Source organism: Lacrimispora indolis DSM 755 (assembly GCF_000526995.1).
In the GTDB taxonomy this organism is placed as follows: domain Bacteria; phylum Bacillota; class Clostridia; order Lachnospirales; family Lachnospiraceae; genus Lacrimispora; species Lacrimispora indolis.
The window spans coordinates 5,916,803-5,928,847 of record NZ_AZUI01000001.1 but is presented as its reverse complement, the minus strand read 5'-3'; the positions used below and the strand labels follow the sequence as shown (position 1 = coordinate 5,928,847).

Sequence of the window (12,045 nt, the reverse complement as noted above, 5' to 3'; positions counted from 1 at the left end):
TCGCGATGATCCGATTGACCCAAAAGAAAGGATGAAACTATGGCTGGACTGGTGTATGAGAAAGATAAGATAGAAGTACTTGTAGATCGCATGGTAAAGCGCACCATGCGTATGGATATGACATGGGATTGGCCGTGCGGAGTTGCTTATTATGGTATTTGCAAGGCATATGAAGTGACAGGAAATGAAGAATATATCAATCTGTTGAAAGATAGAATTGATGAGTTCATAGAATTGGGAGTGCCCAAGGTTTGGACAGTCAATACATGTGCCATGGGGCATTGTTTATTAACTTTGTATGAAGTGACCAATGATGAACGGTATTGGAGTCTGGTAATGAGTAAAGCAGAGTATTTACGAAAGGAAGCTCTGCGCTTTGGTGAGAATGTGCTTCAGCATACGGTCTCAGCGGGGAATGATTTTCCGGAGCAGTGCTGGGCGGATACCCTTTTTATGGCGGCATACTTTTTATTGCGGGTAGGGGTGAAGCTTAAAGAGGATGCACTGATCGACGACGCACTGAACCAATATTACTGGCACATCCGTTATCTACAAAATCCGGATGCCGGACTGTGGTATCATGGATATAACAATATCAAAAAAGACCATATGTCCGGATTTTACTGGGGAAGAGCCAATGCATGGGCTTCCTACACCATGTCCCAGGTGGGCATTTGTCTGCCTGAGTGCTACTTATATCCCCGCTTTATGGATGTGGCAGGTTCTTTGAATGAACAGTTGGCAGCATTGAAGCTTCTTCAGACTGACAGGGGACTCTGGCGAACCATACTGGATGATGAAGAATCTTATGAGGAGGTATCGGCATCTTGCGGAATTGCGGCTGCCATGATTGCGAAAGGGAATCCCCTTCATATCAAATACATAAATAAAGCCATTGCCGGAATTGTGAATGAGATCAGCGAAGATGGAAGAGTTCTTCATGTGTCCGGCGGAACTGCGGTAATGAGAGACCGTGACGGGTACCGGAATATATCAAGAGACTGGATCCAAGGCTGGGGACAAGGATTGGCACTTGCTTTTTTCGCAGGCATACTGGATTATGACAACAGCAGAAATGATGGGGCATTATGAGACAGTGCCTGATGGGACCGGCAGAATAATAAAGAGGTAAAAGGAGACAGATATGACGGAAAAACGAACCGGGAGTTTTACGCTGCCAGGGGAATCCGGATATGAAAAATTGACACTGGAGTTAGCACAGCGTTGGGGCGCAGATGTGATCCGGGATAGTGATGGTACTGTGCTTTCAGAAGAAATAACAGATGCCGGTTATGGCATTTATTCCACGATCTGTATCATCAGGGATCATAATGAATGGGCAAAGCAGCATCCGGAACAGCTGCAGCAGACCTTTCTGATGACAGAAGGGAAGATGGCGGCCGGAGAATCTCTGGTATTTCACCTGATGGAAGATTTCTATGAGGATCAGTTTGCAGTTAATGACAGCATGGAAGGCATGAAATACTGGCAGGTTTTTGACCGGACGGATAATCAGGCGGTGCCCCGGGGGTTATGGAAATATGCCCGGGAATCCGGTAATGTGATCCTGAGGAATGCGATTCCATGGCATAAGTATACGGTTAGTTTTCTGGCCTACCGGATCTGGGAAGAGATATCTATGTATAACCATGTGACCAATCACTGGGAGAAAGAGCATTTAATGCCAGTAGATCCAAGACATCCGGAGACCAGGGAATATCTTTACGGTTGGCTGAAGAACTGGTGTGAAACTCATCCGTCCACAACGGTGGTGCGCTTTACTTCCCTCTTTTATAACTTCGTTTGGATATGGGGCCGGGATGAGCGGAAACGCAGCCTTTTCAGTGATTGGGGTTCCTATGATTTTACGGTCAGTCCGAAAGCGCTTGAAGAATTTGAACAGGAATACGGCTATGCATTGACGGCAGAAGATTTTGTCAATCAGGGAAAATTCCATGTAACGCATATGCCTCCGGGAGAAAAGCAGCGGGATTACATGGCATTTATCAATCGCTTTGTTGTTGCTTTCGGCAAAGAGCTGGTGGAATTGGTGCATAGCTATGGGAAAAAAGCCTATGTGTTTTACGATGACAGCTGGGTGGGCGCAGAACCTTACGGTGATGAGTTTCAGAAATTTGGATTTGATGGTTTGATTAAATGTGTATTTTCCGGTTATGAAGCCAGACTGTGTGCAGGTGTTGAAGTGGAGACCCACGAACTGCGCCTGCATCCCTATTTGTTCCCGGTTGGGCTTGGCGGGGCGCCGACGTTTTGTGAAGGCGGAGATCCAGCCGGGGAGGCTAAAAAATACTGGGTGCAGGTGAGACGGGCTCTGCTGCGGGAAAAGATCGACCGGATCGGATTGGGAGGATACCTTCATCTGGTGGAAGGATATCCGGATTTCTGCCGATATATTGAAAGCGCAGCAAATGAATTCCGCCTCATTAAGGAATTCCATCAGGCAGGAGAGGTGTATACGCTGGGGATTAATATCGCTGTGCTCCATTCCTGGGGGCGGCTCCGTTCCTGGACGTTGTCAGGGCATTTTCATGAAACGCATATGCATGATCTGATACATATCAATGAGGCCCTGTCCGGACTTCCGGTACATGTGAAATTCATTCGTTTTGAAGATGTAAGAAATAATGGATTAAAAGGAGTGGATGTATTAATTAATGCAGGTGCGGCAGGAACTGCATGGAGCGGCGGGGCAGCATGGGATGACAGCCGGGTGGTAGAAGCCATTTCTCATTTTGTATTTGAGGGAGGAGTGCTGGTTGGCGTCAACGAGCCATCGGCAGTGGAAGGATACGATACATATTTCCGTCTCGCCCACATTCTGGGTGTTGATGAGGACACAGGTGCAAGAGTGTGCCATGGCCGTTGGGACTATGAGGTGAAACCTGTGGCAGGGCTGATTCCGGAAAAAGCGGGAGTGAAGGGACGCCAGGGGCTTTACTTAACCGATGGTAATACCCGTGTACTGGCGGAAACGGATGGGATGCCAACCATTGCAATGCACAAGACAGGAAACGGTTGGGGAATCTATCTCAGCAGTTTCCAGGTGAATCCCCGGAATACCAGAATGCTTTTAAATCTGATGCTTTTTGGAAAAAACATGCCTTTGAAGCAGAACTACCTGACGGATAATCCGGAAACAGAATGTGCATGGTACCCGGCAGACAAAAAGTTGGTGCTCATCAATAATAGTACATGTCCGCAGAAAACTGTGGTTGAAACGGAATATGGCAGATGTGAAGAGATGCTTGAGTCTTATGAGACCAGGATTATTACACTGGGATAAAGGAAAGCCGTGTACAAAGACAGGGGCGGAAAGGGAGCGGACTGCTTAAGTCTTACAAGGTAAAAATAGAGAATGGCGTGGTGACCGTTCTCTATTTTTGTGCGGAAAAAGAGAGAATCTCTCCTAAGTTATTTTATAGGATGCCGGCCACATGCCAAAAGGTGCTGTGCCGAATAATGCCGTGATAGACGGATAGAGGAGCTATCAGTTTATCCGGAACGAACAGCAGATCCTTTTCTGCCTGTTTCATCAGATCGCAGGAATAATCGTTGATACACCAGTCAATAATCACGCCCGTGCCGGCTGAAAGGGGACACCGTAAGCAGCTGCATTCGTTACGGTTGCCAGCCATTTGATATTTGAAAAACATGCATTACTTTCACCGCTGCCAGATATTGCTGTGAATCGTAAAGAACTAATATGATTCAATATAAATCAAAATGATTGACATTGAATCAAAATAGTGCTATAGTTAATTCATTGAATACGGCGGGGAAGTGGCACCTGAAATTGGGCAAAGGAGGTACGGACAGCAGTATTGAATGGGTGGAGCCGGAACATGATACATAGAAAGATACGAAACCGCAGAAAATTATTATAATCAGGAGGATTCAAAATGGGGGATATAACAAAGTTTCTCTCGCCTAAGCTGATCAAAGTTAACATGCAGGCAGAGGATAAAAATGCGGCGATAGAGGAGTTGGCGGAACTTCTCTATAAGGAACATGTACTGAAGAATAAAGCCAACTATATTCAAAATGTATTGGAACGAGAGGCACAGGTGCCCACTAATCTGGAGAACGGAGTGGCTTTGCCTCACGGAAAATCCGATGCAGTACTGAGGCCGGCGGTGGCAATCGGAATATCCAAACGGGGCATCCGGTTTGAAGAGGGGAGCCAGCCCAGCCATATCATCTTTCTCATCGCAATGCCAAACAATGCGGACGACACGCATATCACACTGTTAAGCGGTATTACTTCCCGCTTGCTGGATTGCGATTGCCTGGAATATCTAAAGGAGGCAAAACGGCCGGAAGATATTCTTGCGGCACTAAGTACAGAAGAGGTACGGACAGAGAACAAAGGGTCAGAACGGTTTTTAATCGGGGTGACCGGCTGTACGGTAGGTGTAGCACATACGTATCTGGCGGCGAAAGCATTGGCAAAAGCTGCTGAAGAGATGGGCGTATCCATAAAGGTGGAAACAAACGGTTCCATTGGCACAGAAAATGTTCCCACCAGGGAAGAGATTGAAAGAGCTGAAGGAATTATCATTGCCAGCGACAAGGAGACGGACATGGAACGTTTCCGTGGAAAACAGGTAATTACCACCACTGTGAAGGAAGGAATCGACCATCCGAAAGAGCTGATCCGAAAGGTTCTGGATGGAAAGGCCCCGATTTTTGGCGGGAGATCCACAGAGCGTGTTCTGCAGGCGGCCAGCGGAAAGGCAGAAGAGCCAGTCAGTGCGCTTGGTGGAAAGATGTTATACAAGGCGTTGATGAACGGTGTCTCCTTTATGATCCCGTTTGTGGTAATCGGTGGTCTGCTGATTGCGGTCGCGCTTGCAGTGGGAGGAAAGCCAACACCCCAGGGGCTTGTGATCCCTGAAGGCAGCTTCTGGAATCAGATTTCTGCAGTGGGAAGCGCCGGATTTACATTGATGATCCCGATTCTGGCCGGCTACATAGCATTTGCTATCGGTGACAGGGCGGCTTTGGCTCCTGGCATGATTGGCGGCTGGATTGCCAACAACGGTTCTTTTTACGGAGCGTCAGCCGGAACTGGCTTTATTGGAGCAATTGTGGCTGGTTTTCTGACCGGATACTTTGTAAGATGGATGAAGAAGCTTCGTTGGCCGGAGATGATCAGGCCGTTGGTTCCGATCATGATTATTCCTATTATTGGATCTTTGTTTATCGCATTTGTATTTATATTTATTATCGGAGCACCCATTTCATCCCTGATGACGGCTCTTTACGCCATGCTGGAAAGCATGTCTGCCGGAAGTATGATTTTACTTGGCATTACAATCGGTCTGATGCAGGGCTTTGACATGGGAGGTCCCTTTGGCAAGGTAGCATTCATGTTCTCGGTTGGTTTAATTGCCGAAGGACAGCCTCAGTTTATGGGAGCACAGGCTATGGCGATTCCTGTTGCACCGTTAGGTATGGCACTGGCTACATTTCTAGACCGTAAGCACCAGTTGTTTTTGCCGGAGGAGACTGCCAACGGCAAGGCGGCTCTGGCCATGGGCTTGGTAGGGATCTCCGAAGGAGCTATTCCGTTTGCAGCGGGCGATCCGCTGGCCGTCATTCCGGCCAATATGATTGGATCCGTGGTGGCCTGTACGATGGGATTTTTATTTGGCATTACAGATTCTGTTGCTCATGGCGGTCCTATTGTGCTGATCCTGGGAGCAGTGAACAAGCCGTTTATGGGACTGATCTGTATGGCTGCAGGCACTGTGGTAACTGCAATTATCTGCATGACTTTAAAGCGTCTTAGATTAAAACAAAGATAAGTACATCAACTGTGGCAAGGATAACCGGAATGGAGCCATTACATCGGTTAAGATCGATCGAAAGAATGATAGATTGACATATGATTTCCTCCTCTGATATGATAATGGCGAAGGAGGTGACGTTATGCTATCACAGCAAAGGCTTTATCATATCATGAGTATCGTAAAAGAACAGTCTTTTGTAACCATAAAGGAACTGATGGAACAGTTAAATGTGTCAAAATCCACGGTAACCCGGGATTTAATTGAACTGGAGGAACAGGGGCTGGTCAGCAGGGAGCGGGGAGGAGCTATGTGCAGAGAGGTATCTTCTACACTGACGGTATTCAACGAAGTTCCTACCGTGAACAAGGAGAGCCTGTGTGCGGAGGCAAAGGAGCTTGTCTGCCGGCGGGCTGTCACAAATGTAAAGGACGGGGACTGCGTTTATGTGGACTCCGGCACTACCCCTGTATACTTACTGCCGCAGCTGCTGGCGCACCATGTAAAGATTGTAACCTCAAGCATTTACCTGATTAAGAAGATTCCCATTACGTACAAGGGGGATATCTATCTGCTGGGTGGTCGTTTTTCACCGGATTATGATATGAGTTCAGGATCCATGGCTGTGGATATGATTCGGAATTTTAATTTTGACCATGCTTTTTTCAGTACCAATGGGGTTAATACGGAAAGCGGCGAGGTTTACATTTTCGATATGGAGATTGGGACGATGAAAAAGGAGATCATGAAGAAGAGCCAGAACAACCATCTTCTGATCGATGACTCCAAGTATCATATTAAGGCAATGTTCTCATGGGCAAGTCTGGAAGATTTTACAAACGTGTATGTCAATCGTCTCCCTGACACAGGTGAGATACCAGATAATTTTACCGTTTGTCTCAGTTAAGATATATTGGCAGAAGAGGGGACGCAGTTAAGCGCCCCCTTTTTCGCTAAAAGTGCAGGACCGGAATAGGAATACAGAACGGGGCAGTAAGAAAAAAGCTAAGGAACATAAGTGATTTTCAAGTAATATCAGATAGAGGAGGAGACTCTGCAGTGAAAAAGAAAATTAACATTGACGGCGCTCAGAACGTAGAGGTGTCAATCCCAATCCCATGTGAAAAAACACCGCGGGAGCAGTTGTCTATTATGGAAGCCTATACAGAGGCGCATAGGAACGGTGAGGGGCTGGATAAAGCGAGAAGAGAGATTAATTGCTTAAAAACAATATACCCGGTTTTGTTCCGTTCGATTGAATGTGATGATCTGCTGGCAGGCAGACTTGATTTTTTGCCCATTGGCTTTGGCAGTGTAACAAGTATCGGAGGCGTAGGCCATTACTGCGTATTCCATAAGCTGAGGGCGTTTAAAGAAATGCTGTCCACCGAAGAGGAAAAAGCAAGGGTTGATACGCTTTACAATTACTGGCAGGATCATGATACGAAAGCAATTTACTGTCAGGAGGTATTGACAGAGGATACAGTCGGAAGGTTTATTGATTGCTCCTATCCTTTGATGGCAACAGCCAGGTTGTCGGGAATGATGTTGAATTATAAAAAGCTGATGGAATATGGAGTGGAAGGCTTAAAGGAACTGATCAGTTTAAAAGAACAAAATGAATTCCTGGAATGCAGTTATGAAAGCCTTTGTCTTTTACAGGAGGTAATGGAACGCCAGATGGAGCTGGTGAGAGAAGCAAGAAACGGTGCGGACCAGACCCGTTTGAAGGATTTGGAACTGATGGAAAATGACTTGCGGTATATTAAGAAGAATAAACCACGCACGTTCCACCAGGCTTTGCAGTTGTTTTGGATCTACGCCCTTTGTGCCGGAGTAATTAACTATGGGCGGCTGGATGACGTGCTGGGACCATTTTTGCAGCATGATCTGGATCATGGCGTTATTGACGAAGAAGAGTCTTACAGGTATTTAAAATCCTTGTGGAAGATGATTGAGAACAGGCGTACCACGGTTAACGGACGTATTATTGTAGGCGGTGTAGGACGGAAACATCCGAAAGAAGCAGATACATTTGCCCGTATCTGTATGAGGGTGTGCAAGGATACACGTTATGTGGAACCCCAGTTTACCCTGCGTTTTAGCAAAGACACTCCAGAATCCATTATGGATATGGCCTATGATTGTATCGGAAGCGGTGCTACCTACCCTACTTTATATAATGATGATGTGAATGTCCCCGCAGTTATGTATTCCATGGGTGTGAATCGGGAAATCGCTGAACAGTACGTACCATTTGGATGCGGTGAATTTGTCATTCAGGGTAAGAGTGTAGGAACGCCGAATATTTTATTAAACCTGTTAAAAATCTTAAATATCACCTTAAACGGCGGAACAGACCCTATGGATGGGAAACGAAAAAGCGGACCAGTGGAGATTCCGGAATGTTCCCAGTTCAAAACCTTTGACGAGCTGTTTGATAAATATAAGGAGTTATTGAATTATTACTTTGATTTAAGTATACAGGCTCAATACCGTTCTTATGAGATCATGAATGAAAAAGTATCCTTTCTGTTTACTTCTGTTTTGATGGATGATTGTATCAATCGAGGGAAGGCAGTGCTGGACGGAGGAGTAGAAATCCTTGGCGGAACTAATGAAACATACGGAAACATCAATTCCAGCGATTCCCTATGGGCGATTAAAAAGCTGGTGTATATGGATAAAAAATACAGTCTCAGTGAATTGCACCAGGCACAGCTTGCCAATTTCGAAGGATATGAGAGGATTCGAAAAGATTTATTGGATCAGGATAAATACGGCAATGACAAAACGGAATGCGATAATCTCGCAAATGATTTATTTGAATTTGTAGCCAAAGGGATCCGCCAGAAGGGGATTGATTATGGCATGGGATATTTTCTGATCGTTATTTCAAATAACCAGACTAATACAGATTGGGGCCATGGGACATTTGCCAGCCTGGACGGAAGGAAAACAGGTGTTTATTTGAATCCAGCTAATAATCCCCAGGGCGGAGCAGCTAAAAACGGGCCTACCGCCTGCTTGAATTCACTGGCTAAGTTCCAGGCAAAATATCATGGGGGAAGCGTGCAGAATATCAAATTTACACCCCGTATGTTCAATAAAGACAGAAAAAAAGTTAAGATGCTGTTTGATACATACTTTAAGAAAGGGGGATGCCAGCTCATGGTAACGGTGGTGGACTATGGCGTTCTTGAGGAGGCACAAAGGAATCCAGAGAATTATCCGGATTTAATTGTACGGGTGGCCGGTTACAGTGCGGTCTTTGTGAATCTGACAAAGGATATCCAGGAAGAATTGCTGAGCAGGGCATTGTATGATTAGAGTGACCAATATTGAACGCTTTGCCACCCATGATGGGCCGGGAATCCGCACCACCGTTTTCTTAAAAGGCTGCCCCCTGTACTGTCCATGGTGCGCCAATCCAGAGACACAGACATCTTATCCGGAACTGTTATACAACGAGTCGAAGTGTATCGGGTGCCGTTCATGCGAAAAGGGATGTGGGACTAAGGCTATTACCTTTGATGCTAACGGAGCGTTCCATTATAACAGGAACTTATGTACCGATTGCCTGGCCTGTGAGAAAAATTGTATGCGGGATGCAATCGAGTTTTATGGAAAAGATATGGAACTGGATTTCATCATGGAAGAAGTGATGAAAGATAAGGATTACTATGATAATTCCGACGGCGGGGGAATCACGGTCAGCGGAGGGGAGCCCTTTGTACAGCTGGAGGGGCTGATCGCCATTCTCAAAGCAAGTAAAGAAAGGGGATTGAATACGGCGGTAGAAACTACGGGGAATTATTCTTTAAAAACCTTGCAGGCTGCTGAACCCTATATCGACCATTTTCTCTACGATTTTAAACATCTGGATGACGAAGTACTTAAAAGGGTTACAGGAGGAAATGGGAGACAGATTAAAGAAAACCTGATATATCTGGTAAAAATGTGTCCGGATAAGTTAACTGTGCGTATGCCGATTATTCCTGGATTCAACTTTGACTCTGCATTAATAAAAGAGACTTTGCTATACTTACGGCAGCTGGGAGTTAAAAACATAAATCTTCTTCCTTATCATACACTGGGAAAAGCGAAATACGAGAAATTAGGAAGAGTTTATCAGATGACTGGAAAAATGCTTCATGAAGAAGATTTGGAGGAATATCACCAATATGCGTTGAAGATTGGGCTGGAATCCAGAATCGGAGGATAGAAGCAGAAAGACAGGAAGGAACGTGATATGAGTTCCTTCCTGTTTTTTACATTAAAGTCATCAAATTTATGTAAAATAGTCCATGTCCAATAGGTCGTCATCGCTCATAATGCGGACTTCATCATAATAGGAGGATGACAGTTGTATTTTTGCATAACCTTTTTGTATAATTCGTGCAAAGGGCGGAATGCTCTTTCAATGGTAAAAACACAGTGGCGGTTCGTAACATCAATGATCTTAAAGGAGGTGGAAGTGGTCCTGCCGATGAAGTACATGTTGCCACAGGTTGGACAGCAGCGGGAGTGGTAGCAAAAAGCAACAAATTTAAAGTTGCCGCATCTAGGGCAGGAATACATGGCTCCACCAAAGGCAGGATCACCGTAGTGAATCATTTCTTTAAACTGGTTAATATAGATATTTTGTTATCTATGGCAGGCTACGTGTATTGGAAAAAAGGTAAAGTGGTATGAGGAAAAGTTCAATAGTTCAATATTGCATCAGAAAGGTTGGGGTTATATAAATCTGTAGCTACTGGTATAGGAGTTTATGAAGAATAGATGTTATCCAATATAAAAAATAAAGCTTGCACAAGTGAAAGAATTATGGAACTTATTTGGGTGATAATGATGAAAAGCCTGATTCTAATTTCAACCATTATGGGCTTGGTTTTATAGGCTGACAGGAAGTGATTTATTTAATGATGTATCTGGTGTAATGGCAATGGAATCAGAGAAGCAACAGAAGGTATTGGACAAAAAGTAATAGTGATGCTAAGCTATTGTCAATATACTAACAATAGTTGCCTTATTTAGGTGTGGATATATACCATACTTTAACACACTTATAATACAACAGATTACGGGAAAACAATAAAAAATAAACGCATGTACTGATAAAACGGTACTGGATTTAAACGAGGAGAACATATTGATGAGTTGGGGAATTTGCATATTATATTTTTCTGGAGTAGGAAACACTCAAATGGTTGCTGAGGCTATATATGAAGAGTTAGATAATAAAGATAGCGTTGAAATACATTCAATTGAGAGTTTGCCAGGAAATTTTAATATAAATCATTATAGTAAGATTATTATAGGTGCGCCCACATACCACTCAGGTCCAGCACTGCCATTATTGAATTTTTTAAAGGGAATTTCTAAATTAGAAAGACCGGTTCCTGCGTTCTTATTTACTACATGTGGGCTCTATTCTGCTAATACCTTGAGGATAATGGCAAAGGTATGCCAAACTAAAAATATTGTTTCTGTTATGAGCAGCAGTTATCGCTGTTCAGCTACTGATGCCATTTTGATGGTGCCATTAATAAAATTTTTTTCTAGGCATGAAAAGAAGCTTTGGAATAAAATTAAATATGACGCAAATAAATTTAATTATCTAAAGCAGGTTGACTTACAAATTCCCCGCTTTAAATTATATAGTATTTTGAATTATCCGAATAAATGGATGGGACAACGACTATGTGTCAAAATACGTTTGCATAAAAACTTGTGTATACAATGCAAAAAATGTATAGTAAATTGTCCCCAAAAGACAATAGAAATAGATATGGCTGGTTTTCCAAGATGGAAAAGTAATAATTGTATTAACTGCTACAGATGTATCCATCATTGCCCCCAGCGTGCATTATCTCTATCAGAGAAAACAACCCCTAAAATGGTTTGGAAATAGAAAAAATATAAATATTTTCATATAAACAAAAGATCTTCTATGATAATTTTCATAGGGGATCTTTTATTTGTTATACAGAGTCCTAATATAACATGATTACCCTTTATAAGCGTTGTAATGGAAGTAACACGATTACATGCCATTTCCGAGACAATTAATGAAACTATTATCACTTGATATAAAAACTTGAATGGTGAACTTTTTATATAGGTTAGGAGAATTGACTATGACTTTTACTCCATGCAGGGTAATGCTTCCGGATTCAGGAAGGTTTGTTTTGCATACAGGTTTACGGGGGAATCTTATGATAGCGGGAGGCTG

Annotated in this window: 7 protein-coding genes and 1 pseudogene; 7 read left to right on the top strand and 1 reads right to left on the bottom strand. The window is 43.9% G+C overall.

Going from position 1 to position 12,045, the window contains the following annotated elements:
• The first annotated feature begins 39 nt into the window (after positions 1 to 39).
• From K401_RS0128770 to K401_RS0128740, 6 genes are all read left to right on the top strand, one after another.
• Positions 40 to 1,092 (top strand): glycoside hydrolase family 88/105 protein, encoded by a 1,053-nt coding sequence (locus K401_RS0128770; RefSeq protein ID WP_024296189.1) that lies wholly within the window; start codon positions 40 to 42, stop codon positions 1,090 to 1,092.
• A 52-nt stretch (positions 1,093 to 1,144) separates the two neighbouring features.
• Positions 1,145 to 3,304, top strand: coding sequence for a 1,3-beta-galactosyl-N-acetylhexosamine phosphorylase (gene gnpA / locus K401_RS0128765; protein ID WP_024296188.1), 2,160 nt, complete (start codon positions 1,145 to 1,147; stop codon positions 3,302 to 3,304).
• Positions 3,305 to 3,920: 616 nt separating this feature from the next.
• Positions 3,921 to 5,828: a PTS fructose transporter subunit IIABC gene (locus K401_RS0128755; protein ID WP_027352272.1), complete on the top strand. Its 1,908-nt coding sequence runs from the start codon at positions 3,921 to 3,923 to the stop codon at positions 5,826 to 5,828.
• A gap of 124 nt (positions 5,829 to 5,952) precedes the next feature.
• Positions 5,953 to 6,717 (top strand): DeoR/GlpR family DNA-binding transcription regulator, encoded by a 765-nt coding sequence (locus tag K401_RS0128750; protein ID WP_024296185.1) that lies wholly within the window; start codon positions 5,953 to 5,955, stop codon positions 6,715 to 6,717.
• Between the two features lie 152 nt (positions 6,718 to 6,869).
• Positions 6,870 to 9,140, top strand: a complete 2,271-nt coding sequence (locus tag K401_RS0128745) for a pyruvate formate lyase family protein (RefSeq protein WP_024296184.1) — start codon at positions 6,870 to 6,872, stop codon at positions 9,138 to 9,140.
• Positions 9,133 to 10,035 (top strand): glycyl-radical enzyme activating protein, encoded by a 903-nt coding sequence (locus K401_RS0128740; protein ID WP_024296183.1) that lies wholly within the window; start codon positions 9,133 to 9,135, stop codon positions 10,033 to 10,035. Before K401_RS0128745 ends, K401_RS0128740 begins: the two co-directional genes overlap by 8 nt.
• 182 nt (positions 10,036 to 10,217) lie before the next feature.
• Here the strand turns inward: K401_RS0128740 and K401_RS34140 are convergent.
• Positions 10,218 to 10,427 (bottom strand): annotated as a pseudogene (locus K401_RS34140) (transposase zinc-binding domain-containing protein); the annotation flags it as partial.
• A 538-nt stretch (positions 10,428 to 10,965) separates the two neighbouring features.
• Between K401_RS34140 and K401_RS0128725 the strand changes: the two are divergent.
• Positions 10,966 to 11,724 carry an EFR1 family ferrodoxin gene (locus K401_RS0128725; RefSeq protein ID WP_024296181.1) on the top strand — a complete coding sequence of 253 codons (759 nt, stop codon included), beginning with the start codon at positions 10,966 to 10,968 and terminating at the stop codon, positions 11,722 to 11,724.
• Positions 11,725 to 12,045: the final 321 nt, after the last annotated feature.

Excerpts from the sequence above, each read along its gene's own strand:
- K401_RS0128755 (WP_027352272.1), top strand. The coding sequence starts at position 3,921 with ATGGGGGATATAACAAAGTTTCTCTCGCCTAAGCTGATCAAAGTTAAC.
- K401_RS0128740 (WP_024296183.1), top strand. The coding sequence starts at position 9,133 with ATGATTAGAGTGACCAATATTGAACGCTTTGCCACCCATGATGGGCCG.
- gnpA (WP_024296188.1), top strand. The coding sequence starts at position 1,145 with ATGACGGAAAAACGAACCGGGAGTTTTACGCTGCCAGGGGAATCCGGA.
- K401_RS0128750 (WP_024296185.1), top strand. The coding sequence starts at position 5,953 with ATGCTATCACAGCAAAGGCTTTATCATATCATGAGTATCGTAAAAGAA.
- K401_RS0128725 (WP_024296181.1), top strand. The coding sequence starts at position 10,966 with ATGAGTTGGGGAATTTGCATATTATATTTTTCTGGAGTAGGAAACACT.
- K401_RS0128770 (WP_024296189.1), top strand. The coding sequence starts at position 40 with ATGGCTGGACTGGTGTATGAGAAAGATAAGATAGAAGTACTTGTAGAT.